The organism is Staphylococcus sp. HMSC055C03, assembly GCF_001809385.1.
GTDB lineage: Bacteria > Bacillota > Bacilli > Staphylococcales > Staphylococcaceae > Staphylococcus > Staphylococcus simulans.
Window position 1 is genome coordinate 23,310 of record NZ_KV797474.1, and the last position, 25,228, is coordinate 48,537.

The 25,228-nt window shown below is 37.1% G+C and carries 24 protein-coding genes and 1 pseudogene; 17 read left to right on the forward strand and 8 right to left on the reverse strand.

What is annotated here, in order from left to right:
• Positions 1-477 precede the first annotated feature (477 nt).
• The 7 genes from pxpB (at position 478) to xylB (ending at position 7,734) form a co-directional block, all read left to right on the forward strand.
• Positions 478-1,209: a 5-oxoprolinase subunit PxpB gene (gene pxpB, locus HMPREF2603_RS00225; RefSeq protein ID WP_002479878.1), complete on the forward strand. Its 732-nt coding sequence runs from the start codon at positions 478-480 to the stop codon at positions 1,207-1,209.
• A complete protein-coding gene (locus tag HMPREF2603_RS00230) occupies positions 1,199-2,206 on the forward strand; it encodes a 5-oxoprolinase subunit C family protein (RefSeq protein WP_060803563.1) in 1,008 nt (335 codons plus the stop codon). Before pxpB ends, HMPREF2603_RS00230 begins: the two co-directional genes overlap by 11 nt.
• Positions 2,207-2,208: 2 nt before the next feature.
• Positions 2,209-2,652, forward strand: coding sequence for an acetyl-CoA carboxylase biotin carboxyl carrier protein (locus HMPREF2603_RS00235; RefSeq protein ID WP_023015510.1), 444 nt, complete (start codon positions 2,209-2,211; stop codon positions 2,650-2,652).
• 17 nt (positions 2,653-2,669) lie between these two features.
• Positions 2,670-4,034 (forward strand): acetyl-CoA carboxylase biotin carboxylase subunit, encoded by a 1,365-nt coding sequence (locus HMPREF2603_RS00240; RefSeq protein WP_002479875.1) that lies wholly within the window; start codon positions 2,670-2,672, stop codon positions 4,032-4,034.
• Complete coding sequence (gene pxpA, locus HMPREF2603_RS00245; protein WP_057510028.1) at positions 4,031-4,789, forward strand: 5-oxoprolinase subunit PxpA; 759 nt, start codon at positions 4,031-4,033, stop codon at positions 4,787-4,789. The genes HMPREF2603_RS00240 and pxpA overlap by 4 nt, the downstream gene beginning before the upstream one ends.
• A gap of 3 nt (positions 4,790-4,792) precedes the next feature.
• A complete protein-coding gene (locus HMPREF2603_RS00250) occupies positions 4,793-6,013 on the forward strand; it encodes an NRAMP family divalent metal transporter (protein ID WP_070501854.1) in 1,221 nt (406 codons plus the stop codon).
• A 224-nt stretch (positions 6,014-6,237) separates the two neighbouring features.
• Positions 6,238-7,734, forward strand: coding sequence for a xylulokinase (gene xylB / locus HMPREF2603_RS00255; protein WP_002479872.1), 1,497 nt, complete (start codon positions 6,238-6,240; stop codon positions 7,732-7,734).
• 66 nt (positions 7,735-7,800) lie between these two features.
• Here xylB and HMPREF2603_RS00260 read toward each other — a convergent pair whose 3' ends face one another.
• Positions 7,801-7,980, reverse strand: a complete 180-nt coding sequence (locus tag HMPREF2603_RS00260; RefSeq protein WP_002479871.1) for a VraH family peptide resistance protein — start codon at positions 7,978-7,980, stop codon at positions 7,801-7,803.
• A 114-nt stretch (positions 7,981-8,094) separates the two neighbouring features.
• On the opposite strand from HMPREF2603_RS00260, the gene HMPREF2603_RS00265 reads away from it, so the two are divergent.
• Together HMPREF2603_RS00265 and HMPREF2603_RS00270 are read left to right on the forward strand one after the other, a co-directional pair.
• Positions 8,095-8,676: a GNAT family N-acetyltransferase gene (locus tag HMPREF2603_RS00265; protein ID WP_070501855.1), complete on the forward strand. Its 582-nt coding sequence runs from the start codon at positions 8,095-8,097 to the stop codon at positions 8,674-8,676.
• Between the two features lie 97 nt (positions 8,677-8,773).
• Positions 8,774-9,382, forward strand: a complete 609-nt coding sequence (locus HMPREF2603_RS00270) for a metallophosphoesterase (RefSeq protein WP_002479869.1) — start codon at positions 8,774-8,776, stop codon at positions 9,380-9,382.
• Positions 9,383-9,426: 44 nt separating this feature from the next.
• Here HMPREF2603_RS00270 and HMPREF2603_RS00275 read toward each other — a convergent pair whose 3' ends face one another.
• The 5 genes from HMPREF2603_RS00275 to HMPREF2603_RS00295 form a co-directional block, all read right to left on the reverse strand.
• Positions 9,427-10,218 carry a hypothetical protein gene (locus tag HMPREF2603_RS00275; RefSeq protein ID WP_060803565.1) on the reverse strand — a complete coding sequence of 264 codons (792 nt, stop codon included), beginning with the start codon at positions 10,216-10,218 and terminating at the stop codon, positions 9,427-9,429.
• A complete protein-coding gene (locus tag HMPREF2603_RS00280; protein ID WP_060803566.1) occupies positions 10,212-10,547 on the reverse strand; it encodes a PadR family transcriptional regulator in 336 nt (111 codons plus the stop codon). Before HMPREF2603_RS00280 ends, HMPREF2603_RS00275 begins: the two co-directional genes overlap by 7 nt.
• Positions 10,548-10,699: 152 nt before the next feature.
• Positions 10,700-10,879: a FeoB-associated Cys-rich membrane protein gene (locus HMPREF2603_RS00285; protein WP_060803567.1), complete on the reverse strand. Its 180-nt coding sequence runs from the start codon at positions 10,877-10,879 to the stop codon at positions 10,700-10,702.
• 12 nt (positions 10,880-10,891) lie between these two features.
• Positions 10,892-12,886, reverse strand: a complete 1,995-nt coding sequence (feoB, locus tag HMPREF2603_RS00290) for a ferrous iron transport protein B (protein ID WP_070501858.1) — start codon at positions 12,884-12,886, stop codon at positions 10,892-10,894.
• Positions 12,879-13,115, reverse strand: a complete 237-nt coding sequence (locus HMPREF2603_RS00295) for a FeoA family protein (protein ID WP_002479865.1) — start codon at positions 13,113-13,115, stop codon at positions 12,879-12,881. Before HMPREF2603_RS00295 ends, feoB begins: the two co-directional genes overlap by 8 nt.
• 791 nt (positions 13,116-13,906) lie before the next feature.
• Between HMPREF2603_RS00295 and HMPREF2603_RS00300 the strand changes: the two genes are divergently transcribed.
• The 6 genes and pseudogenes from HMPREF2603_RS00300 (at position 13,907) to HMPREF2603_RS00325 (ending at position 20,125) form a co-directional block, all read left to right on the forward strand.
• Complete coding sequence (locus tag HMPREF2603_RS00300) at positions 13,907-14,605, forward strand: YveK family protein (RefSeq protein ID WP_060803569.1); 699 nt, start codon at positions 13,907-13,909, stop codon at positions 14,603-14,605.
• Positions 14,606-14,749: 144 nt separating this feature from the next.
• Positions 14,750-16,629 (forward strand): annotated as a pseudogene (locus tag HMPREF2603_RS00305) (polysaccharide biosynthesis protein).
• Positions 16,630-16,848: 219 nt separating this feature from the next.
• Positions 16,849-17,715, forward strand: a complete 867-nt coding sequence (gene galU, locus HMPREF2603_RS00310; RefSeq protein ID WP_002479862.1) for a UTP--glucose-1-phosphate uridylyltransferase GalU — start codon at positions 16,849-16,851, stop codon at positions 17,713-17,715.
• Between the two features lie 147 nt (positions 17,716-17,862).
• Positions 17,863-18,285 (forward strand): universal stress protein, encoded by a 423-nt coding sequence (locus HMPREF2603_RS00315; protein ID WP_002479861.1) that lies wholly within the window; start codon positions 17,863-17,865, stop codon positions 18,283-18,285.
• Between the two features lie 111 nt (positions 18,286-18,396).
• Positions 18,397-19,311 carry a DUF5996 family protein gene (locus HMPREF2603_RS00320; protein ID WP_083297506.1) on the forward strand — a complete coding sequence of 305 codons (915 nt, stop codon included), beginning with the start codon at positions 18,397-18,399 and terminating at the stop codon, positions 19,309-19,311.
• Positions 19,312-19,384: 73 nt separating this feature from the next.
• A complete protein-coding gene (locus HMPREF2603_RS00325) occupies positions 19,385-20,125 on the forward strand; it encodes an epoxyqueuosine reductase QueH (RefSeq protein WP_002479859.1) in 741 nt (246 codons plus the stop codon).
• Positions 20,126-20,187: 62 nt separating this feature from the next.
• On the opposite strand, the gene HMPREF2603_RS00330 is transcribed toward HMPREF2603_RS00325, so the two are convergent.
• Together HMPREF2603_RS00330 and HMPREF2603_RS00335 are read right to left on the reverse strand one after the other, a co-directional pair.
• Entirely contained in the window at positions 20,188-20,646 is a 459-nt protein-coding gene (locus HMPREF2603_RS00330) for a DUF3021 domain-containing protein (protein WP_057510022.1), read from the reverse strand.
• Complete coding sequence (locus tag HMPREF2603_RS00335) at positions 20,643-21,083, reverse strand: LytTR family DNA-binding domain-containing protein (protein WP_060803570.1); 441 nt, start codon at positions 21,081-21,083, stop codon at positions 20,643-20,645. The genes HMPREF2603_RS00330 and HMPREF2603_RS00335 overlap by 4 nt, the downstream gene beginning before the upstream one ends.
• A gap of 1,241 nt (positions 21,084-22,324) precedes the next feature.
• Here HMPREF2603_RS00335 and HMPREF2603_RS00340 point away from each other — a divergent pair.
• Together HMPREF2603_RS00340 and pflB are read left to right on the forward strand one after the other, a co-directional pair.
• Positions 22,325-22,696: a DUF488 domain-containing protein gene (locus HMPREF2603_RS00340; RefSeq protein ID WP_002479856.1), complete on the forward strand. Its 372-nt coding sequence runs from the start codon at positions 22,325-22,327 to the stop codon at positions 22,694-22,696.
• Between the two features lie 279 nt (positions 22,697-22,975).
• Positions 22,976-25,225 carry a formate C-acetyltransferase gene (gene pflB / locus HMPREF2603_RS00345; protein WP_002479855.1) on the forward strand — a complete coding sequence of 750 codons (2,250 nt, stop codon included), beginning with the start codon at positions 22,976-22,978 and terminating at the stop codon, positions 25,223-25,225.
• Positions 25,226-25,228: the final 3 nt, after the last annotated feature.

Genomic DNA, 25,228 nt, shown 5'->3' on the forward strand with positions numbered 1-25,228 from the left:
TTTAATAGGATTGTAATATCGTCTAAACCCTGTTGTACCATTGGATATTAAATTAAACACAATTCGAAGTGTAAAATTATAGCAAAAAAAGTCTTTTACTTAGGCAACAAATGTATTATATTAAAACAATACGCATGAAAAGGTTTTCATCTAAATTGTCAGAAAACTTATGAAAATGGCGATAAAAGGCATGATTTCATATTATTAAAATTTCTTATAGAATTTGAGTTGTGATTTTAATACCCAAGTTAATCGATACGGATGGGGCATAAATGTTATAATTAAATTTGTTGGCCGTTTTTAAAACGGTTACAATTTTCAAAAGTATCTTAACAACTGAAGAGATAACAGTGTTAAACATATAAAGACTGCCCGAGCTGAAGCTGAGTTTCAGTTTGTGCAGTCACATTCTTAAACAAAGGAAAGAACGTCTGGATAGATGTTCAGTATTACCTAACACAAAGGGGAGGCAAAACAATGGATTACCAAATTATCAGTGAACAAGCTATCTTAGTTCGCTTTGAACCACAGATTGCACCTGAGACATTCAAGAAAGTCCAACAACTTGTGGTTTATTTGGAACGCCAAGATCATGAAGCGATTAAAGAGATTGTACCGTCTTATCGTGCAGTGATGATTCACTTCGATGATCATAAGATTCATGCGAAAGCATTAATCGAAGACTTGAAGCTTGATACGCTCGATGTAAGTGATATTGAGACGTCAGAAAGCTCCAAAGTGGTACGTATTCCAGTCATTTATGGAGGAAAATACGGACCTGATATTGAAGAAGTCGCTAAGCTTAATGATTTAACAGTTGAAGATGTGATTCAATTACATACAGAACCAACTTATTTAATTTATATGCTAGGATTTATGCCTGGTTTCCCATATCTTGGTGGATTAGATGAGCGTCTGTATACACCAAGAAGGGATGAACCAAGAGTACGTATTGATGCTGGCTCTGTCGGCATTGCGAAAAACCAAACTGGTTTGTATCCGCAAGATTCGCCAGGCGGTTGGCAAATTATCGGACGTACACCTTTAGATGTGTTCGACTTGGACCGTGAACCAATGACACTTTATGAAGCGGGAGATCGTATTGAATTCTATCAAATCTCACAAGATACGTATGATGAGATTATCGCACAGAAAAACGATCCTGATTTTGATATAGAAAGATGGGTGACTGTTCAAGATGAGCATTAGAATTATTAAACCAGGACTATTCTCAACAATTCAAGATATCGGACGTTATGGTTACCAAAAAGAAGGTTTCTCTAGTGCAGGTGCATTAGATAGATATAGTTACCGTTTAGGTACACAATTAATCGGTAATGAAGGTCCAGCAATCGAAGCAACTATTATCGGACCGACATTACAATTCTTAGAAGATAATACTGTAGTTATTACAGGCGCAGAATTTAAAGCAACATTGAATGGTGAGCCGATTTCCCACCAAACGGTTGTACAAGTATATAAAGGTGATGTACTCGCATTAAACGCCGCAATTACAGGCGCAAGAGGTTATTTACACTTCGGTCATCCGATTGACGTACCTGAAGTTGCAGGAAGTTATGCGACGCATACACGTACTAAAATGGGTGGTTTCCATGGCCGTGCATTAAGAAAAGATGATATGATTCCGGTTCATTATAATAATGATTACCGTCGTCATGTCGGTTATACGAGCGATTTAGATTTAATCCATGAAGGGACAGATGCGATCAGAGTTGTGGAAGGCCCGCAATATGATAGCTTCCCTGATGCTAGCCATGAAGGGTTAGTGTCAGAACCTTTTGAGATTTCTGAACAATCGGATCGTATGGGCTTTCGTTTGAAGGGTGCTTCTATTCCGCCGACTGACAGTGCAGATATTATTTCTGAACCTGTTGCACTCGGCAGTGTACAAGTACCGAATGACGGTAACCCGATTGTATTGATGAATGATAAACAAACAGTCGGCGGTTACACTAAGATTGCGACAGTCTGCCAGTCAGACTTAAGTGTCTTGGCACAAAAACAACCCGGTCAAAAAGTGAACTTTGAGTGGGTAACTGTGGAAGAAGCCATTCAACATTTAGATGATTATAATAAAGGTTTCGAAGCTTCATTAGAAGCAATAGAAAAAGAACCGTTGTTTGACATGAGGGAAATGAGAACAACATCAAAACGTATTAGCGAATTACTAGAGGGGGATGAATAGAAATGAAATTAGAAGAAATCAAAGATTTAATTAACTTAGTTAAAGAGAACAAGGTGAACAAGTTCAAATATAAAGATGAGGCACATGAAATTGAATTAGATTTTTCATCACCGCAACAAACACAACCAGCAACACAAATTCAAAATCAAGCAACATCTAATCCAGCACCAGAAGCGGCTCAAGAACCACAAGCTGATAACCAAGCATCTGGTGAAACAGTGAATGCGCCAATGGTCGGTACATTCTTCTTGCAAGATACAAAAGAATTAACTGAACCGATTGTGAAAGTCGGAGACAAAGTTAAAAAAGGCGATGTTATCGGTTATATCGAAGCAATGAAAGTCATGAATGAAGTAACTAGTGAAGTAGAAGGCGAAGTTACAGATATCTTAGTTGATCATGGCACAAATGTAGAATATGACCAAGCACTGATTGAAGTTAAGTAAAGGGGTGAGAAATTATCATGTATCGTTGTTTAATTGCGAATAGAGGAGAAATCGCTGTACGTATTATTCGTGCCTGCCGTGAAGTGGGCGTTGAAACAGTAGCCGTATATGCGAAAGGAGACGAAAAGAGTCTGCATGTCAGTTTAGCAGACCAAGCCATTTGTATTGGCGAAGCGAATCCGCTTGATAGCTATTTAAATATTAATCGTATTATTGCAGCAGCAGAAATTACAGGTGCCAATGCAATCCATCCAGGTTATGGTTTCTTATCAGAAAGCCCTAACTTTGCGCAAAAAGTAGAAGAAAATGATATCTACTTTATTGGACCGACAAAACGTACGATGGAAATGATGGGTGATAAAATCACTGCACGTCAAACAGTTGAATCTGCCGATGTGCCGATTATCCCAGGTTCTATCGGTGCGGTACATTCTGTTGATGAAATTAAAGAAATTGCTAAAGATATCGGTTATCCAGTCGTATTAAAAGCCGCAAGCGGCGGTGGCGGTAAAGGTATCCGTATCGTTAAAGAACCAGAACATTTAGAGAAAGCTTTTAAAGAAGCACAAAGTGAAGGTAAAAAATACTTCGATGATGATCGTATTTACGTTGAAGCATTTATTCCAGTTGCGAAACACGTAGAAGTACAAGTTATCGGTGACGGTAAAGAAAATTATGTACACTTAGGTGAACGTGACTGTTCAGTACAACGTAAAAACCAAAAATTAATCGAAGAATCACCATGTGCAGCACTATCAGAAGAAAAGCGTCAAAAGATTTGTGAAGACGCGGTTAAAGTTGCGCAAGCATCTAATTACCGTAGTGCGGGTACAATCGAGTTCTTAGTAACTGATGATGCATATTACTTCATCGAAATGAACGCACGTATCCAAGTAGAACATACTGTCACAGAAATGCGTGCTGACAGAGATTTATTACAAGCACAACTTTACTTAATGAAACATGGAGAACTGCCATTCAGCCAAGATGATATTCACTTCACTGGCCACGTGATTGAAGCACGTATCAACGCAGAAAATCCAGAACGTAAATTCCAACCTTCACCTGGTAAAGTCAAAGCATTACATTTACCACAAGGTTTCAATGTACGTGTCGATTCATTATTGTATCCAGGTTATGTCGTGTCACCTTACTATGATTCACTTGTCGCAAAAGTGATTGTCAAAGGTGCAAACCGTACGCATGCGATTGAGAAATTAAAAGCAACACTTGATGAAATGGTCATTGACGGTTTCTCAACAACGGCTGATTTCTTGTATGCGGTATTATCATATCCAGCATACGCTGATGGTGATGCTAAAGATGTCGATATTAAATTCTTAGACCGTCATCAAATTACTAAGGGGGCTGCTTTAACATGAAAATAGATTTGAATTGTGATTTAGGCGAAGCATTCGGTAATTATTCATTCGGTGGAGATCATCAAATTATTCCTTTGATTACCTCCGCAAACATTGCCTGCGGATTCCACGCAGGTGATGAAAATGTAATGTATGAAACTGTGAAACTTGCGAAAGAAAACGGTGTGGGCATCGGTGCACACCCAGGCTTCCATGATATTCAAGGTTTCGGACGCCGTAATATGGATTTATCACCTGATGAGATTTATACCTTGGTTGCATACCAAATTGGTGCTTTATCAGCGTTTTGCCGTATTCACGATGTCAAAATCAATCATGTTAAACCTCATGGTGCCTTATATAACATGGGTGCACGTGACAAAGATATTGCACACGCAATTGCACAAGCAGTATATGACGTGGACCCATCACTAATTTTAGTGGGCTTATCTAATACATTATTAGTATCAGAAGCCGAAGCAGTCGGTTTGAAAGCCGCAAATGAAGTATTCGCAGACAGACGTTATGAAGAAAACGGTCAACTAGTAAGCCGTAAAGAAGCTGACGCTGTGTTAACGGATACGGATGAAGCGATTGAACAGGTTGTGAAGATGGTTAAAGAAAACAAAGTCATTGCGAAAACAGGAAAAGAAATTGAGCTTAAAGCAGATACAATTTGTGTGCATGGCGATGGCGCGCATGCATTGGAATTCGTATCGAAAATACGAGAAAGACTAACGAAAGAAGGTATTTCGATTACGAAATTAGGGGGTTAATCTATGGGAGAAAACAAACCGGAGTTCCAGTTCACTAAGGAACATAAGAGACTGTTATTAGGGTCAGTCTTCTTAATGGCGACATCAGCCATCGGTCCAGCGTTCTTAACACAAACAGCGGTTTTCACACAACAATTCGCCGCAAGTTTCGCGTTTGCGATCTTATTATCTATCATTATTGATATCGGAGCGCAAATCAATATTTGGCGTATCTTGGTTGTGACAGGCTTACGTGGACAAGAAATCGCGAACAAAATGGTTAAAGGGTTAGGGACCTTCATTTCCATTTTAGTTGCGATCGGTGGTCTGGCCTTCAATATCGGTAACGTCGCAGGAGCCGGTTTAGGTTTAAATGCGATTTTCGGTATTGATGTAAAATGGGGTGCCGCAATTACAGCCATTTTAGCAATTGGCGTATTCATTAGTAAGAGCGGTCAAAAAGTGATGGACTTCGTAACGATGATCTTAGGGGTAATGATGATTGGTATTACAGCGTATGTAATGGTGAAATCAAATCCACCATACTTAGAAGCTGCAGAGAAAATGGTTATGCCTGAACATCCAGGTGCTTTAGTATTACCGATTATCACATTAATTGGTGGTACTGTAGGTGGTTATATCACATTCGCAGGTGCACACAGAATCTTGGATTCAGGAATTAAAGGGAAAGACTATCTTCCGTTTGTTAACCATTCAGCGATTGCTGGTATCTTAACAACAGGTGTCATGCGTGGTTTATTATTCTTAGCTGTATTAGGTGTGGTTGTTACAGGTGTGACATTAAACCCTGAAAACCCGCCAGCATCAGTATTCGAACACGCACTTGGACCAATTGGTAAGAATATCTTCGGTATCGTATTATTCGCAGCTGCCTTATCATCAGTAATCGGCTCAGCGTACACAAGTGCAACATTCTTGAAAACGTTAAGCAAATCATTGATGAAACGCAGTAATATCATTGTGATTGTGTTCATCGTTGTTTCAACGATTACATTCTTATTAATCGGTAAACCAGTTAAATTATTAATCATCGCAGGTGCGTTGAACGGTTTAATCTTACCGATTACATTAGGTGTTATTTTAATCGCAAGTAAGAAAAAGTCAATTGTCGGCGATTACAAACATCCAACATGGATGTTAATGTTCGGTGTACTTGCTGTACTCGTAACAATCGTAACAGGATTCTTATCATTCCAAGGTTTAGCGGATTTATGGAATTCTTAATAACATCAATCAAAGACACACGAGCAAACGTTGCTCGTGTGCTTTTTTGAGTAATAAGGTATGTGAGGTTTCTAGCATACCGATGTATACATAATAAAGATAAATTTAGTATAAAGGATATATATTTATATAAATGAAAACGCTATACTATAACTAATGAGATAAAAAGTAATACTTGATTCATCAAAATACTCGTATTCAATCGTTTGGAAAGGATGATTTACATGACAACAGAAGCGGTGATTGGCATCGATTTAGGAACGAGCGCAATTAAACTGATTGCGGTCGATCGCTTAGGCAATGTACTCGGCACACAAAGTGAACCGCTCAAACTTTATCACGACTATCCAGGTTATTCAGAACAAGCACCAGAAGAATGGGTGGCAGCTGCAGTAAATGGGCTCCATCATTTATTAGCACAACCAGTATTATCAGATGTTTCGATTGAAGGTCTTTCATTTTCAGGTCAAATGCATGGACTTGTTATTGTAGAACAGGCAGGTCAACCATTAAGACGTGCAATTTTATGGAACGATACACGTACGACTCCTCAATGTGAACAAATCAAAGCGAAGTATGGTGATCAAGTTCTTGGTAATCCTGTGGTCGAAGGATTTACACTGACTAAACTCTTATGGGTACAACAACATGAACCGGATTTATTTAAACAAATTGATACGTTTATGTTGCCGAAAGACTATTTACGCTTTGCGTTAACAGGTGTATTGCACACAGAGTATTCAGATGCGGCTGCAACGATGTTATTAAATCCACAAACTAAGGCATGGGATAAAGCGTTAGGTGCTTCGTTTGATATTCCAGACCATATTTATCCAGACTTAGTTGAATCACACGCACAAGTCGGTGTATTAAAAGCTGAGTTACAACAACAATTGTCTCTTAATAAACCTGTACCTGTTTTTGCGGGTGGGGCAGACAATGCATGTGCAGCGCTAGGCTCAGGCGTGATTCATCCTGATGATGCGATTTGTAGTATCGGTACATCAGGTGTGTTATTAATTTGCGAACCTGTCGGAGAATCAGAAGGCTATGGTCATAAAATTCATTTGATGAATCATGCGGTACCGGATGTTAACTATTTAATGGGTGTGACGTTAAGTGCAGGCTATAGTTTGAGTTGGTTTAAACGTGAATTTTATCCTGAAGATGATTTCACCACTTTAATGAAAGATGCTGAAGCGTCTCAAATTGGTGCACACGGTTTAATCTTTACACCTTATCTAGTTGGAGAGCGTACACCGCATGGTGATGCGTCAATTCGAGGCAGCTTTATTGGTATTACAGGTAATCATACACGTGGTGATTTTGGACGTGCAGTGGTAGAGGGTATTACGTATTCTTTATATGATTCATTAGTATACTTGCGTAGTATTGGACGCAATGTGACTAAGATTGTCTCAACAGGTGGCGGTGCTAAGAGTGATTTCTGGCTCCAACTTCAAGCAGATGTCTTCAACACTGAAATCTATAAGTTGAAACATGAAGAAGGACCAAGTATGGGTGCAGCAATGTTAGCAGCATACAGCTTAGGCTGGTATGATTCATTGAAAGATTGTGCAGAGGCCTTTATTCATTATTCAAAAGTGTTCCAACCTGATTTAAAACGTCATCAGACGTATGAAGCATACTTTGAAATTTACCAACAAGCCTATCAAGCTACACGTCATCTCACAAGTGACTTGTTAGTACTTCAAAAATAAATAAAAATCCCTTGAGTACTTTAATAAAGTGTCTCAAGGGATTTCTTTACATAGCGTCTATCAAAATTATTTACCGTTTTTCTCTAAATAGTAACCAATCCAAGCGCCTAATGGAAGACCGATAATTGGTGTTGTGATCGCACTTAACACAATGGCAGAAACAATCATGATAATACCGTTTTTAGAACCAAAGCGCATATGTTTGATTGTTTCTACAACATCTTCTACATATTCCTTGAATGACATAGGATGACCTCCTTTTAGAATTATTATTTAGTTAATTTCAATTTAAATATAACATTTTTGAATGAAAAAGCGTAAGAATGTGAATAATCCAGATTAGAAGAGAGGAGGGAAGAGATGCAGTTTGAATACTTAACAGAAACAACAGAACGGTTAGAAGTCAAACCAATGAATACAGAAGATTATGAGCAATGGGTAAAAGGCTATGCAGGTCGAGCCATGCCTCAAAGTCCTTTTGATGAAGGTTTTTTAGAGATATCTCATTACTCTAAAGCGTGGTTTCAGCGTTTGATTGCACAACAACAAGCGCTTATTCAATCAGATGATACTTATGTCTTTGGTGTATTTCGCAAAGCTGATGGTGTACATCTCGGCAACTTCAATTTAGTAACGTTAGCACGTCAACATTTTCAATGGGCAGAATGCGGTTATGCGATTCATAATCAATTTTGGCGTCAAGGTTATGCGTATGAAGCTTTTACTGCCATATTTAAAATTGCTAAGCGTTTAAAATATCATCGACTAGAAGCCCATGTACATCCAGGTAATCATGCCTCCATCGCCTTATTGAAGAAGTGCGGTTTTGAGTATGAATGTACCAGAACACAATTTATTTTTGAGAACGGGGAATGGACAGATCGTCTGGTTTATTATATCAACTTGAATGATACACCACCGCTTCACCCAACCTCTTTCTAACTTTACAAAAATTTAAAAAACAATTCGGCAGTTTTTCGCTATACTAAAAACAAGCAAACAAAATAGAGAGAACACGATAAAGGAGGCATGCATCATCATGAAAGGCAGACTACTCGTCTCATCAGATATTCATGGACATAAAGAAGCACTCGCAACCTTACTTGCTTATGTAGATTATAATCCTAAACGTGATCAGCTGGTTTTGTTAGGGGATTATGTCAATCATGGACCTGATTCTGATGGGACCCTTAAAATGGTACAACAGTTACATCGTGAAGGTGCGATTGTTTTATTAGGCAATCATGATGTACGCTGGATGAAGTCAAAAGAAAAAGAGAAACGCAAATGGAAAGCTGTCTTAAAACAATTCGACAGTATGGCACATATTGGGGATTACTTATTTGTTCATGCAGGAGTTAACCCTAAGAAGTGTTTATCCAAACAAAAATTAAAAGAAGTATCTGGGTTTGAACCGCCCGCAAAATTATCGCGAAAAATTAAAGGAAAATGTGTCGTACATGGTCATGTACCGACGAAACGATTAGGGGTTAAACAACATCGCATTCACGTCGCAGACCATACGATTGATATCGATACAGGCGCAGGACACGGTAAACGTTTATCACTCGTAGATTTAACACATCAACACGTCTGTGCGGTAGAAGTCGGTCGACTCAAGAAAATTTATGAATATAGCTATGCATAAAAAATAAACCTAAAGGTTGTCGGCCTTTAGGTTTATTTTGATTACTATCTTTCATCAGCTTCTTTATCCGTTTTTCTGAACATCATAAAATTCACCACATTAAAGACAACCAGCAAAATTAATAAGATAACCACTTCAGTCGTGACAGCTTGTTGGCTTTCGTTATTACCAAATATCATAAATGTGATGAGGTTAGGCAACGTAATAACTAAAGCGACCATCATCAACATCCACTCTTTCTTCAGTGCTGTAATACATAAAATGATGCCAATCAGCACACAACCTACAATTAAACTTGTACGACTTGAAAGTGTAATGAACGTATAAATAGGATAGTGTGATGTGAAATATATACTTGCGACAAAAAGGCCCATGACAATGATTCCTAAAAAGAAACAAGCGACATAAAGCTTAATAGGAGTCTTGTCTCTGGATAAGATTTCATAACCCCATTTAATCACTATTGTTTTAATAACCTTCCAAATTAAAAAGCCGACTAAGAGCACTATAGCTAAATGAATGATAAGGCCTAAAGTCAAATTAAATTGACCATAAAAGAAACTGGGCAGAATAGTAAGTAACAACACCATAGTGATTGTTTTAGTTAAAAAACGTACCCATTTACGATCATGAGGGACTTCTTGTGAGATATGATTGATATAAGACTCCACAGAATGATCAGTAATACTTTTGGTCGAATGTCCATGTGCGTGTGCTTCATGGAAATGATCGCGCAATTCTTCTTCAATTGCTTCTACCACGTTTTCATCTTTACCTCTCTCTAGCAACGTCATACGTAATTTCAGTAAAAATGTTTCTTCTGATTGATTTAACATTCTTTGTCACTCCCTAATAGGTTGTTCATGCCTTGATTTAACGCATGCCACTTTTGTTTGAATTGTTTCAGCTCTGATTGTCCATCATGCGTAATGGTATAGTATTTACGTTTAGGACCACCGGAATCTGATTTACGTGTTTCGCTTTGGATGTAACCTTTTTTACTGAGACGCAGTAATACAGGATAAATACTGCCGTCACTGATTTCCGGAAATTGTTGTGCATTAAGTTTTTCTAGGATTTCGTAACCATAAGTTTCTCCTTGAGCGATTAAAGCTAAAATAGCACCATCTAGTAAACCTTTCATAATTTGATTAGAAATTGTCATATATGTCACCTCGTTACATCAGCAAAAACTAACTAACTTATAATGTAAGATAGTATAGATTATAGTCTTTGTCAACTATCTTATAATAAAAGGTAGTTGACTAAAAAAGACATACACCCCTATGAAAGGATGTATGTCTACTGTTAGTAAATTTATGATGAGTGATGTTGTTGATGTTTTTTCATTTCTTTAGGCATTGAATGACCACAACCTTTGTTGATGTCACAAGCTGCGCATTTGCCTTGTTTTGATTTTTTGAAGAAGCGGACGATTGTAAAGGTCGCATATCCAAATATCAATAAAAAGATGACAAGATTAATGAGTAGTGTCATAAATAATTCCTCCTAGAAAAAGAGTTGGCTAGATTGGTAGAACACAAATGCTAGGAGATAGGCAATCGCAATCGGATAAAGTGTTGCGATAATCGTCCATTTCCAAGACACTGTTTCTTTTCTGATGGCTGCGACAGTGGACAAACATGGAATGTACAATAAGATAAATAACATAAACGCATACGCTGATGCGGTTGTGAAATGACTCGCAATCATATTTGTTAAACCTTGGCTGTCTACGGCGTAAATAATCGCCATTGCGCTGACAACGACTTCTTTAGCTAAGAAGCCAGGGATTAATGTAGCACCCGCTTGCCATGAACTGAATCCTAAAGGAATCAATAATGGCGCAATCGCTGCACCGATTAAGTGTAAGAAACTATAGTCAACATCAACGCCAAAGCCAGTTGGACCTGCATAGTTTAATAACCAAATAACGACTGATCCACCGAAGATAAATGTACCTGCTTTTTTCACAAAGCCTTTTGCTTTTTCCCATGTACTACGCCAAAGTGTTTTTGCTGATGGTAAACGATAAGGTGGTAATTCAATCACAAAAACTGAGTTTTCCTTTTTCAAAATTGTTTTTGTCATCACAAAGCTGACAATTAATGCGACGACAATACCAATCACGTATAAACTTAACACGATGAGTGCTTGGTGTGTTTGGAAGAAAACACCTACAAATAATGCGTATACAGGTAAACGCGCTGAACATGACATGAATGGTGTAATTAAAATCGTCGTTAAACGCTCTTTCTCTTGTTCAATAGAACGCGTTGCCATGACACCTGGTACATTACAACCAAAACCGATAATCATTGGGATAAATGATTTACCATTAAGACCTAAGCCTTCCATGACTTTATCCATAATCAAGGCAATACGTGCCATATAACCTGAATCCTCTAATACTGAAATAAAGAAGAATAGAATTAAGATTTGCGGTACGAAAACTAAGACAGCACCGACACCTGCGATAATCCCATCTGTAATCAAATCTTTCATGAATGGGAAGAGTCCAATCGCATCCATTCCTTGGTTGACCCAATCTGTAAAGGTACCGCCGATAAATTCATCTAATTTATCTGACAGCGGGGTACCGATCCATGAGAAGGTCGCTTGGAAAATCAGCCACATGATACCTAAAAAGATAGGGATACCTAAAATCTTATTTGTTAAAATTTTGTCGATACGGTCAGTCAAATATTGTTTTTTCTTATCTTGATGCGTAATGACATCTTCAATAAGTGTGTCGATAAACTCAGTACGTGAACGACGCATACTATCCACGATTGAAATATCTAATTGTTCAGCAAGATGATTACGGATTTGACGTAAATCTTCATGATGATGTGCACTGATATAGTGTTCAATGGCTGGATTGCCCAGTAAATATTGAACAGCGATAAAACGATGGCGTTTCTCAGGCAATTCTAAATGATGTTTTAAATAATGTTGTATTTCAGATAAGGCGTGTTCAACTTTATGCTCGTATGGAATTTTCAATGGTTGTGATGTAGATAAAGTTTCTTCTTTCAAGAGTTCTAAGATGCTATCGATACCTTGGCCGCTTCTCGCCACAATCGGCAAGATCGGCAACTTCAAACGACGCATCAATAAATTACGATTGATTTGGATGCCGCGTTTCTCTGCGACATCGCCCATATTTAAACAAAGCAATAAAGGCGCCCCGAATTCCATCAATTGTGTCGTTAATAATAAATTACGTTTTAATTGTACTGCGTCGACAATGTTGATGATTTTTGAAAACTCATCGTGCAGTAAATAATCTGTCACGACTGTTTCATCTTTCGAAATCGGTAATAAGTCATAAATACCAGGTAAATCGACCAGATCTCCTTGCTTATCTGATAAAATACCGACTTTCTTTTCAACGGTCACACCGCTCCAGTTGCCGACATATTCATATGAACCTGTCAGAGCATTGAACAGTGTGGTTTTGCCGACATTCGGATTGCCGACAATACAATAGGTATTAGACATGCGCTTGCTCCAATGTGATTTTACATGCATCACAATGTCTGATGCCGATACATTGTCCGTCCATTTCTAATGTGCATGGACCTTTCATGAAGAATTTCTGACGTACTTTAATTTTGCTTCCGACTGTAAAACCAAGTGCGCTTAAGCGATGTGCTAGCATTGTATTATCGAAGTTCATGTTGATGATTTTATAAGTTAAACCTTTTTTGGCGTTTGCTGCGTCTACCATACGGGACACCTCTCTCGTTTATTACTAATTGATAACTATTATCATTGATATTTTACACTAAAAAGAAGATGACTACAATATAAAGTTTAAAAGTTATTTCGAACATTATTTGAACAGTGTTACATTTTTTGTTTGTTTCAAACAAACTGAGTATGTGTATGAACCTTTACAAAATTTTGAAAATGGATTGTCAAGCCTATTGCCTTTTAAGTTTGTTGTATATTATAATCAATCTTGTTAACAAACATTTTGTCATCATAATAATGATAGAAATGATTTTTTTGTTTTAGGCACAAATTTTGGTGCGATTATTTATTCCTCATCTTAGAACATCTCCAACTCGCAACGAAAAAGCTAGGCTGTTTATGTAAGAATAGACAGTTGCTTAAACTTCATGACCACGCATGCAAACGTGCGTTATTTTCAAATGATGCATTTTTTTCATTCCATTAACCTAAAATCAATTTAACACTTGATCATGCACGCTTATGCGTATCTTAGTTGTTTTTGTGACTTCAATGCTTAATGCATTTAATGTTAAGCAAGTATGAAGCTATTTTTGCGTTTCTTTAGGTTTATTGTATACTTTGTTGTTTCTGTCGTTAATTGCGATTTAAGAATGTTAATTACATGTAAAACTTATGCAACAATTCAATTAATGTGAATTAATTTATTTTGTTTTCCTTTATAATGGTTATCAAACGGTCGGAATTTGTTGTGTAAGTTAAAATAACTTTAACGTTTCTGACATGTATCATTCAATTTCCGCATTACGGAGGTAACGAAGCAATATGGAAGAAAATAATAGTTTTGATTTTTCAAATGTATGGAGGATAATCAAGCGTTACTTAAAGTGGTTGATTATTTTTCCTATTGCAGGTCTGATTTTAAGCGTGCTGTTAACAGCACTTATAGCGCAACCGAAATATGAAGCAACTTCACAAGTATTGATTGAAAAAAGTGATAAAGGCGATTTGACGATGGCTGAGAAATACCAAGCTGATTCTCAAATTGTGGCTACATATACAGATATTGCGAAAAGCCCACGTGTCTTAGGCAAAGTGGCAGAAGAGATTGGAAAAGATGAAGATGCGAAATCCATCACTGAGAAGGTAGAAGTGAACAACCAACCGAATTCTCAAGTATTGAACTTTACCGCAACGGCTAATAGTGAGAAAGATGCGGTGAAAATCGCAGATACTGCTGCTGAAGTACTTAAAGAAGAGGTCAATGCAATATCACCAGATGGCGGTATTGAAATTCTTTCTAAATCCAAAGATGATGTGAAAGAAATTTCATCAAGCATTGCTAAAAATGCATTTATAGGGTTGGTCGCAGGCTTTATTATCGCAGTTATTTTAATCTTAATCCGAGAGTTCTTAAATCAATTAAAAAGTTCTTCAAAACCAAATACACATCAGACACAACATACACAACAACGTAGACGTACAAAACGAGAAGATTTAACACAAGATGACTTTGAACGCTAAGATAAGCGCAAGTCTTGCAGCAAGAATCTGAGAGGAACAGCGGGTTGGGACAGGTAAGCTTCCCAACCTTTTCCATTTCATTTAGAAATAACATAAACATTACACCGAGAGTAAACAGAGATCAATTAATTGAGGTGAAATAAAGTGTCAAAAATTTCCGCAAGACAGCAGCGACTGATATTACTATTGTTTATTGATTCAATCATTGTTGCTTTTTCTGTCTTTTTGAGTTATTTAATTCTTGAACCATATTTCCGCGGTTATTCTTTATCATTGTTAATTTTATCATCACTGGTATTGCTGTTTTCTCATCACATCTTTGCCAGTGTATTCAACTTATACCACCGGGCTTGGGAATATGCGAGTGTCAATGAAATGATTGTCATAGTTAAAGCGGTCACATGTTCGATGGCCATGACCGTTTTAATCGTACCGTTCTTTACACATGAAGGTCCGTTTTTGAGATTATACTTCATCACATGGATGATGCATGTGTTATTAATCGGAGGCTCTCGTTTATCATGGCGTTTATTTAGAAGAACACTGGTACGTAAAGGCGTTAAACGTAAGAATACATTAGTTATCGGCGCTGGTGAAGGCGGTTCAATGTTGATTAACCAAATGTTGAAACGTCCGACTATGGGCATGGAACCTGTTGTAGTCGTGGATGATGATCCAAAGAAACAAAAGTTGACGATTACAGAAGGGGTTAAAGTTCAAGGTACTATTGAAGATATCCCAGATCTAGTTAATAAATATCGTATTAAAAATATCATTATTGCGATACCAACGTTAACACAACAGCGCTTAAGAGAAATCAATAGTATTTGTGAAAACACACAAGCGACTGTATTGAAAATGCCGAACATTGAAGAAGTTATGTCAGGTAAATTAGAAGTCAGCCAATTAAAGAAAGTAGAAGTTGAAGATTTACTTGGACGTGATCCTGTAGAGTTGGACATGGAAATGATTTCCAAAGAATTAACACATCAAACGATTATGGTTACAGGTGCCGGCGGTTCAATCGGTTCTGAAATTTGTCGACAAGTGTGTCGTTTTGCACCCGCACGTATTATTTTGTTAGGACATGGTGAAAACAGTATTTACTTAATTCACCAAGAACTTCAAAAACAATACGGCGATCAAATTGATATCGTACCTGTTATCGCTGATATTCAAGACCGTTCACGCTTATTTAAAATCGTCAGTCATTACCAACCATATGTGGTTTACCATGCAGCTGCACATAAACATGTGCCGATGATGGAATATAACCCAAGTGAAGCGATTAAAAATAACGTAATCGGAACAAAAAACGTGGCTGAAGTAGCGCGAGAAGCGAGAGTATCTAAGTTCGTTATGATTTCTACAGATAAAGCAGTGAATCCGCCGAATGTGATGGGTGCGTCTAAACGTGCCGCTGAAATGATTGTACAAAGTATGAATGAAGAAAACAGTCATACGAACTTTGTGGCAGTAAGATTCGGTAATGTATTAGGTTCACGTGGTTCTGTTATCCCGTTATTCAAGAAACAAATTGAAGCGGGCGGTCCAATTACAGTGACACACCCTGAAATCACACGTTACTTTATGACAATCCCTGAAGCAGCACGTCTGGTATTACAAGCAGGTGCGATTGCGGATGGCGGTGAAGTCTTCGTATTAGATATGGGAGAACCTGTTAAAATCGTAGATCTTGCGAAAAACTTAATTCGCTTAAGCGGTTATAGAGATGGAGACATTGAAATCAAATTCACAGGTCTCAGACCTGGTGAAAAGTTATATGAAGAGTTGCTTGATGAAGACGAAATCCATCCAGAACAAGTTATGAAAAAATCTACCGCGGTAAAGTAGAAGAAATGAAAAATGAAGATGTCCTACGTATTTTAGATGAGATTATTCATAGTAAGGACTATAAACAAAAATTAATTGATCTTGCGAATCATCGCTACGACATTAACAATAAACCACAAAAAGATGATGAAGGGAACACTGACATCCCTCCCTTTCGTCTAATCAAATAACACCTCAACTAAGCATCTGATGAAAATCAGGTGCTTTTGTTAAAAGTTGACTATTACACGATAAAACCCTAATATTATCAGTGATGTAAACGTTACAATTTGTGATGAAATCACAGTTTAAAGATAAAGAGATGAACGTTTTAAATGTGGCTGTTTAAAAGACAAGTCAAGGTATAATCTTGATAATTTCAGACCACCTGATGAAAAAGGAGATATTGTATGACTAAGATTAAAAAAGCAGTAATTCCCGCAGCAGGCCTAGGAACACGTTTCCTACCAGCAACAAAAGCGATGCCGAAAGAAATGTTGCCGATTTTAGATAAGCCGACGATTCAATATATCGTTGAAGAAGCCTATCGCGCAGGAATTGAAGACATTATTATTGTGACAGGTAAACACAAACGTGCCATTGAAGATCACTTTGATAATCAAGTTGAACTTGAAAACAACTTAAGAGAAAAAGGCAAAACAGATTTATTAGAGAAAGTGCAACGCTCTACACACTTAGCCAACGTATTTTATGTCCGTCAGCGTGAACAAAAAGGTTTAGGCCATGCGATTTGGACAGCAAGACAATTCATCGGTAATGAACCATTCGCTGTTTTACTTGGTGATGATATTGTGGAATCTGATACACCAGCGATTAAACAATTAATGGATGTTTATGATGAAACAGGCAAATCTGTCATCGGTGTACAAACAGTGCCAGAAAAGGAAACACACCGTTATGGTATTGTGAAACCTGAGAAGCAAAATGGGCGTTTGTATGAAGTGGAAAAATTCGTCGAAAAACCAGCGCCAGGGACAGCACCATCAAACCTTGCGATTATGGGACGTTATGTCTTAACACCTGAAATATTCGATTATTTATCTACGCAAGATAAAGGCAGCGGCGGCGAAATTCAATTAACAGATGCGATTGAACGCTTGAATCATGACGATGAAGTGTTTGCGTATGATTTTGAGGGACATCGTTTTGATGTTGGAGAGAAAATCGGATTCGTTAAAACGACGATTGCTTATGCATTAAAAGATGATGAAATGAAAGAAGAAATCAAATCATATATCCAATCTTTAGATTTATAAGCCATAATTTATAACAGAGGATGTTTATTCGCATCTTCTGTTTTTTCATGCACAAAATAGGAAGTTTCCGTTATAGATTAATAACTTAGGGTATATTAATAATGAATAGGTTAATACTAAACTTTATCAAGAAAGAAGTGAAGTTGTATGTATAATAATATTTTAGTACCGTATGATTTCGGTAATGCGTTCAACAATGTACCAGACCAATTAGAAGCTTTAACAAGAGGAAATGATCAAGCCAAAATCACTGTGTATCATGTGATTTCTGAAACTGAATTAGCAAACTATGTACGTTATCAAAACAAACACTTTGAAGAAGTGACAAAAGAAAAAGAAGTCGACATGAAACCATTTATACAAATCCTTGAAGATAAAGGCATGAACTATGAAATTGTCTTTACAACAGGTAGTCCGACAATTGAAATTTTAGATGAGTTAGAGAAAAATCATTATGATATCGTTGTGATGAGTAACAAACGTTCTCGTATTGAAATTAAACACGTACTTGGCCATGTGACTCATAAAGTCGCAAAACGTTCTAATACGCCAGTATTAATCGTTAAGTAAATCTATAACATGGTCTTTGAATAGATATAACAGATAGAAACCGCTTCGGCGGTTTCTTTTACATTTCTCTGATAAAAAGGGGTAGAGGTAAGAAAAAGAGGAGGTATTTCCATGGAAATCTTAAAGTATCAAGATTGGAAAGAAGAGCATCAAACATTACATTTAATTGCGCAAATACTAGGTAAATATAAATTAGCGTGTGCTTATCAAGCACCTCAATGGGAACATGTAGTCTTAAATATTACACCTGAAGGCTTTACGACAGGGATGTTGTATTTTGGTGAAAAATATTTCTCAATCAGCGTGAACGTATTAGACGATCAAATCGAAGTGCGTGTGAATGAAGATATGACAACCTTCCCACTACAAGATGGCAAAACAGTTCAAGACTACTACAAACAAATCACAGGAACAGTTAAAGAGTTTGATATTGAAGTCGACATTAATCCAGAACCTCAAGAATTGGCAGATAAAACACCATTTGATGAAGATACAAAACATCACCATTATGACCATGATAAAGCAGTGAAAGCTATCCAACTCTTTCAGTATGCGAATCGTGCATTAGAACGCTTTGTGCACCCTTTACGTGCACGTGTAGAAGGTCCTGGTTTATTCTGGGGAACATTCGATGTATCAACATTAGTGGTGTATAACGAAATGCATGAAACATTCAAACCACGCCAAGTGATTGAATATGGTTGTTTCGATGAACGTTTTGTAGAATTTGGTTTCTGGTTCGGTGATGATAACTTTGAAGGACCTACTTTCTTCGTCTTACCTTATCCATTCATAGATGCTGACTTTACGTATGAAGGTACATTACCAGAAGGCGCTTATTTCAGTAAACAATTAACAGAATTTGTTTATGAGTTACAACGCGGTGATTTAGATGAATTAGATACGATAGATGAAACATTTAAACGCGGCTTTGAAATCTTTACTGAGCACCAAGGTTGGGAAGACACGTCACATTATACGATTCCATTGAATATGCCGAAGAATAACGTATCAGACCATGAGTAATAGCACATCCATGATAATTCCGTTATAATAAACGCACATATAAATTCTCAACTAAGAAGGAGCGAAGACATCCATGATTGAAATGGACGGCATTGTAGCCAAGATGAAAAATCAAAAGATCAATTACGATAGAGTCTTAAAGAAAATGATACAGCAATGGGAGCGCTCAGAGGAACGTCCTAAAATCTTATTGCACAGTTGTTGTGCGCCTTGTAGTACGTATGTGTTAGAGTTTTTGACACAGTATGCGGATGTGGCGATTTATTTTGCGAACCCGAATATTCATCCAAAGAAAGAATATGAACGCCGTGCGTATGTACAAGAAGCATTTATTAAAGATTTCAATGAACGTAATGGGACAAATGTCCGCTATATCGAAGCCCCTTACAAGCCGCATGAATTTATGAAGATGGCGAAAGAACGTGGTGTGACAGATGAACCAGAAGGCGGCTTACGTTGTACGGCATGTTTTGAAATGCGTTTGGACATGGTGGCAGAAGCGGCTGTCAAATATGGTTATGATTATTTCGGCAGCGCATTAACATTATCGCCAAAGAAAAATGCGCAGTTGATTAATGAAATAGGATCAGAAGTTCAAAAATTATATGATGTTAATTATTTACCGAGTGATTTCAAAAAGAATAAAGGCTATGAACGTTCTTTAGAAATGTGTCGAGACTATAATATTTATCGTCAATGTTATTGTGGCTGTGTTTTTGCGGCACAAGCACAAGGGATTGACTTTAAAGAAGTGAATAAAGCAGCCCAAGCTTTCTTTGATGAGCTTGAGCACAATGAAACTACACAATCATAAATCAATTAAGCTCCCGATGAGGCAGGCACTGATACAGTGAATCCTTTATCGGGAGCTTTTTTTTATTTGAGTTTGTGATTAATCTCATTGACTAAGCGTTTATTCTTAATATAGTTGATGATCCAAATCATACTGTAGATGAAGAGGAAGATGAGTGTAAATACCAAGATATTTAATAAATCGAGCGGGAACCATCCAGCTAACATCGCAAGCGGTAAGAATCCAACATAACAGAGTACTAAATGGACGAGTGTTGTTTTAAGCAAGCTCCAATCTGTTTTATAATAAATCATTTCAGCGAGTGTGAAGAGTACACCAATTAATCCCCATATGATGACACATACGAACATGGTCATCACTTCAGAAAGATGTGTATGATAGTACATTCCCATTGTTGAAACGGGTGATAAGGGTTCGTATTGACCTTGCGCAAAAATAAACGAGAAGATAAGAGACATTGTGATACCTATCGTTATGCCAACCATAAAACCGATACATAATTGTTTAATCATATGTTTCATTGGAATAACCTCGCTTTCAATTGTTTTAAATAACGTCGTGAGGAATAAGTTGCTTCACCATGTTTCATTTCGATATGAATCATACCGTTTTTACTTAAGCTTAAGTGCTTAATATTATGCATGTTAATGATTTCTGATTGTGAGATTCTGATGAAATCCTTTGGCAAGGATTGTTCTAGCTGATAAAAGCGCTGTTGAATGTGCAGACGATGCGATGTTGTATAGGCGAAGAGTTTGCGCTGTTCTGAACGGATGTAGAGGAAATCTTCTATGGGGAAGCGGTATGTGTTTTCATTTTCTTTGCCTGTTAAAGTTTGAATGGTTGATGTTTGTTGTGCAGCTTGGATAATCGCATCGACTGTTTTGGAATGTTCGTGTGCGTAGATATCAACATATTCTTCAGGATAAGTCGGATTAAAATAGGAATTGATTTTCATGAGCACTCGCTCCTCTCTTTAATTCTATTAAAGCAGAGCTTGATGATTATGAGAATAGTTTTGATACATGTGGTATCAAGGGGACGACAAGTGGTTAAAAAACAAAAAAGAGAGAAGGTCTGGGGAAACCTTCTCTCCATTACAGTGATTTTAGAAATGAAGGGGAATCATTTCTAGTACTTGTAATAACAATATCAATTTTTAAGGAGTTTACTCATTGTTCAATACACTCAGGGGAAAGTGTATTGAGACTAACCATTTAGTATATTTCTATCAGAGTTCATCAATATGATTGGTTATCATTCTTATTACTTACTTTGCCTACAATTTTTAAGGAGTGGATTGAGCATGTATGACATGCAGACGTTGAATCCTCTGTCATCCAATCTATCTGTTTCATGAATGCTCAACTTTTGAATATACCTACGACTCATTTTTAGAGATAAGCTCGTGCATTCGATTCATATTATCGGGGCACATCATTCCTTACAGCCGCTTACGAAAGTTGGGAGTATACTAAGTAAATGGTTGGGGAGCCACTTACTTTAAAATGCAGCTGTTTTGAAATTTTGTTGTTAATTTGATGTATCAGGGGAAACACATCAAAGTTTAATATGATTCGAATATGTCAGCATCGAAATTAGGATGGGGTAATCCTGTCTTCGTTTTCGCTTATATGAGCAACTCACCTCCTGAAATATACTAAAATTGATACATGTTTCTTTAGGATGCGGGGAACATCTTTAAAGAAATATGCAGCAACATGACAGAAATCCTACCACGGTGTTCCTGCCAATGACATTTCTAGGTTGTTGTTCTGAGATGTACTCGTTCACTGTAAAGCGTCGCATTATCGTAAAATAATGCCGCCAAATTAAAATATTAAATAGATAGCGTTGTTTAAAGCGCTCATCTATCTGTTGTTCGTGTCTCAGGGGTCTCATGAACAACATTATCGCTTGAAACAACTTTGTTATCTATTTCACATACTACAATAACATGAGTTGTGATTAAAATCACTATAAATGGTGCATAACTTTTTAGAGTTGTGACGTTATTGTGAAACTGTACAGTTTACTGTTGTACTATGTAAGCGCTGTACCACCACAGAATGATTGTATACAATACGGAATGTTGTGTTTCTTCCTATTAAAATAAGAAATGCGCCTCGTTTGTGTATATAGGACAAGGGTATAATAAATATAAAGTGTTGATTATTGTTTGAAAGGAAGGATACTTGTATGGCAATCAAAGTAAAACGCATTTATGATGATAAAGCAGAAGATGATGGTGTACGTGTATTAGTGGATCGAGTTTGGCCACGTGGTATTTCAAAAGAAAATGCGAATTTGGATGAATGGTTAAAAAATATCGGACCGACAAAAGAATTAAGAGAGTGGTTCAACCATGATGCAGATAAGTTCGAAGACTTTAAAAAGAAATATATCAAAGAACTTGAAAACAATGATGAACAAAATGAAGAACTCAAAACATTAGAAGGCATGGTTAAAGATGCACGTAAAGATGTGATTATTCTATTTGGCGCTAAAGATGAAAAACATAATCAAGCTGTTGTCTTACAATCTTATTTGAAAGATCAAGGATACAAGTAACGTTAAATTAACCAGTAATCATTGAATAAATATTGAAGCAATCCAGTAATGCATATAACGCTTTACTGGATTGTTTTTTATTTGCAATTAAAAATTTACTGTTCTAATACAGTGATTTTTGAATGTAACACTTAATCTAACAGAGTCACAACCTTGACACATGTTTATTAAAACGTTTTCATATTTTAGTGATTTATTTCACAAGTCAAGGTATAATAGTATGTGAAAAGGTGAACAAACAATAAACCTAAAATACACATTATCCATGGAGGGATATCAATGATTGAACCAAAATCAAGAAAACAATCAGCATGGGCAGGATTTGAGACTGGCAAATGGACTTCAGAAGTGGATGTTAGAAACTTTATTCAATTGAACTACACAATGTACAATGGCGATTCATCATTCTTAGAATCACCAACACGTGCAACAAGTGATTTATGGAAACAAGTTATGGAATTATCTAAAGAAGAGCGCGATCGTGGCGGCATGTGGGATATGGACACTAAAGTTGCATCAACAATCGTTTCACATGATGCAGGCTACTTAAACAAAGACACTGAACAAATCGTAGGTGTTCAAACTGAAAAACCATTCAAACGTTCAATGCAACCATTCGGTGGTATTCGTATGGCGAAAGCAGCTTGTGAAGCATACGGTTATGAATTAGATAAAGAAACTGAAAAAATCTTTACTGATATTCGTAAAACACATAACCAAGGTGTATTCGATGCTTACTCTAAAGAAATGTTAGCTTGCCGTAAAGCAGGTATCATCACAGGTTTACCAGATGCATACGGACGTGGACGTATTATCGGTGACTATCGTCGTGTAGCATTATATGGTGTGGACTACTTAATTGAAGAAAAAGTAAAAGACTTCAATAACATGTCTACTGAAATGGACGAAGCAACAATCCGTTTACGTGAAGAATTATCTGAACAACACCGTGCATTACATGAATTAAAAGCAATGGCTGAAATGTATGGTTATGACATCAGCAAACCAGCTACAAACTTCAAAGAAGCAGTTCAATGGTTATACTTTGCATACTTAGCAGCGATCAAAGAACAAAACGGTGCTGCAATGAGTTTAGGACGTACTTCTACATTCTTAGACATCTATGCAGAACGTGACTTACAAAATGGTGACATCACTGAACGTGAAGTACAAGAAATTGTGGATCACTTCATTATGAAATTACGTCTTGTAAAATTTGCAAGAACACCTGACTACAACGAATTATTCTCAGGAGACCCAACTTGGGTAACTGAATCAATCGGTGGTGTAGGTATTGACGGACGTCACATGGTTACTAAAAACTCATTCCGTTTCTTACACACATTAGATAACTTAGGACCAGCTCCAGAACCAAACTTAACAGTTTTATGGTCACAACGTTTACCAGAAAACTTCAAAACTTTCTGTGCTGAAATGAGTATCAAATCAAGTGCGATCCAATACGAAAACGATGACTTAATGCGTGAAAGCTATGGCGATGACTATGGTATCGCATGTTGTGTATCTGCAATGCGTATCGGTAAACAAATGCAATTCTTCGGTGCACGTGCTAACTTAGCGAAAACTTTACTTTACGCTATCAACGGCGGTAAAGATGAAAAATCAGGCAAACAAGTAGGTCCAGAATTCGTACCAGTAACTTCAGAAATCTTAGACTACGATGAAGTGTATGCGAAATTCGATCAAATGATGGAATGGTTAGCAGGCGTTTATATCAACTCTCTAAACATCATCCATTACATGCATGATAAATACAGCTACGAACGTATTGAAATGGCGTTACATGATACAGATGTTATGCGCACAATGGCAACAGGTATCGCAGGTTTATCAGTAGCTGCAGACTCATTATCAGCAATCAAATACGGTGAAGTTCGCGCTATCCGTAACGAAGATGGCTTAGCAGTAGATTTCGAAACAACTGGCGACTTCCCTAAATATGGTAACAACGATAAACGTGTAGACGATATCGCTGTAGAATTAGTAAAATCATTCATGAAAAAATTACGTAAACACAAAACTTACCGTGATTCAGAACATACTATGAGTGTCTTAACAATCACTTCAAACGTTGTTTATGGTAAGAAAACTGGTAATACACCAGATGGACGTAAAGAAGGCGAACCATTCGCACCAGGTGCTAACCCAATGCACGGACGTGACGAACACGGTGCATTAGCATCATTATCATCAGTTGCGAAAATCCCTTACGAATATTGTAAAGATGGTATCTCTAATACATTCAGTATCGTACCTAAATCATTAGGTAAAACAGATATGGAACAAAACCATAACTTAGTTTCTGTATTAGATGGTTACGCAATGCAACATGGTCACCACTTAAATATCAACGTATTTAACAGAGACACATTATTAGACGCAATGGAACATCCTGAAGAGTATCCACAATTAACAATCCGTGTATCTGGATACGCAGTTAACTTCATTAAATTAACAAGAGAACAACAACTAGATGTTATCTCAAGAACGTTCCACGAAAGAATGTAATTA

What these genes read in the sequence shown, in the direction of transcription:
- pxpB (WP_002479878.1), top strand. Translation starts at nt 478, where the DNA reads ATGGATTACCAAATTATCAGTGAACAAGCTATCTTAGTTCGCTTTGAA.
- HMPREF2603_RS00230 (WP_060803563.1), top strand. Translation starts at nt 1,199, where the DNA reads ATGAGCATTAGAATTATTAAACCAGGACTATTCTCAACAATTCAAGAT.
- HMPREF2603_RS00235 (WP_023015510.1), top strand. Translation starts at nt 2,209, where the DNA reads ATGAAATTAGAAGAAATCAAAGATTTAATTAACTTAGTTAAAGAGAAC.
- HMPREF2603_RS00240 (WP_002479875.1), top strand. Translation starts at nt 2,670, where the DNA reads ATGTATCGTTGTTTAATTGCGAATAGAGGAGAAATCGCTGTACGTATT.
- pxpA (WP_057510028.1), top strand. Translation starts at nt 4,031, where the DNA reads ATGAAAATAGATTTGAATTGTGATTTAGGCGAAGCATTCGGTAATTAT.
- HMPREF2603_RS00250 (WP_070501854.1), top strand. Translation starts at nt 4,793, where the DNA reads ATGGGAGAAAACAAACCGGAGTTCCAGTTCACTAAGGAACATAAGAGA.
- xylB (WP_002479872.1), top strand. Translation starts at nt 6,238, where the DNA reads ATGACAACAGAAGCGGTGATTGGCATCGATTTAGGAACGAGCGCAATT.
- HMPREF2603_RS00260 (WP_002479871.1), bottom strand. Translation starts at nt 7,980, where the DNA reads ATGTCATTCAAGGAATATGTAGAAGATGTTGTAGAAACAATCAAACAT.
- HMPREF2603_RS00265 (WP_070501855.1), top strand. Translation starts at nt 8,095, where the DNA reads ATGCAGTTTGAATACTTAACAGAAACAACAGAACGGTTAGAAGTCAAA.
- HMPREF2603_RS00270 (WP_002479869.1), top strand. Translation starts at nt 8,774, where the DNA reads ATGAAAGGCAGACTACTCGTCTCATCAGATATTCATGGACATAAAGAA.
- HMPREF2603_RS00275 (WP_060803565.1), bottom strand. Translation starts at nt 10,218, where the DNA reads ATGTTAAATCAATCAGAAGAAACATTTTTACTGAAATTACGTATGACG.
- HMPREF2603_RS00280 (WP_060803566.1), bottom strand. Translation starts at nt 10,547, where the DNA reads ATGACAATTTCTAATCAAATTATGAAAGGTTTACTAGATGGTGCTATT.
- HMPREF2603_RS00285 (WP_060803567.1), bottom strand. Translation starts at nt 10,879, where the DNA reads ATGACACTACTCATTAATCTTGTCATCTTTTTATTGATATTTGGATAT.
- feoB (WP_070501858.1), bottom strand. Translation starts at nt 12,886, where the DNA reads ATGTCTAATACCTATTGTATTGTCGGCAATCCGAATGTCGGCAAAACC.
- HMPREF2603_RS00295 (WP_002479865.1), bottom strand. Translation starts at nt 13,115, where the DNA reads ATGGTAGACGCAGCAAACGCCAAAAAAGGTTTAACTTATAAAATCATC.
- HMPREF2603_RS00300 (WP_060803569.1), top strand. Translation starts at nt 13,907, where the DNA reads ATGGAAGAAAATAATAGTTTTGATTTTTCAAATGTATGGAGGATAATC.
- galU (WP_002479862.1), top strand. Translation starts at nt 16,849, where the DNA reads ATGACTAAGATTAAAAAAGCAGTAATTCCCGCAGCAGGCCTAGGAACA.
- HMPREF2603_RS00315 (WP_002479861.1), top strand. Translation starts at nt 17,863, where the DNA reads ATGTATAATAATATTTTAGTACCGTATGATTTCGGTAATGCGTTCAAC.
- HMPREF2603_RS00320 (WP_083297506.1), top strand. Translation starts at nt 18,397, where the DNA reads ATGGAAATCTTAAAGTATCAAGATTGGAAAGAAGAGCATCAAACATTA.
- HMPREF2603_RS00325 (WP_002479859.1), top strand. Translation starts at nt 19,385, where the DNA reads ATGATTGAAATGGACGGCATTGTAGCCAAGATGAAAAATCAAAAGATC.
- HMPREF2603_RS00330 (WP_057510022.1), bottom strand. Translation starts at nt 20,646, where the DNA reads ATGAAACATATGATTAAACAATTATGTATCGGTTTTATGGTTGGCATA.
- HMPREF2603_RS00335 (WP_060803570.1), bottom strand. Translation starts at nt 21,083, where the DNA reads ATGAAAATCAATTCCTATTTTAATCCGACTTATCCTGAAGAATATGTT.
- HMPREF2603_RS00340 (WP_002479856.1), top strand. Translation starts at nt 22,325, where the DNA reads ATGGCAATCAAAGTAAAACGCATTTATGATGATAAAGCAGAAGATGAT.
- pflB (WP_002479855.1), top strand. Translation starts at nt 22,976, where the DNA reads ATGATTGAACCAAAATCAAGAAAACAATCAGCATGGGCAGGATTTGAG.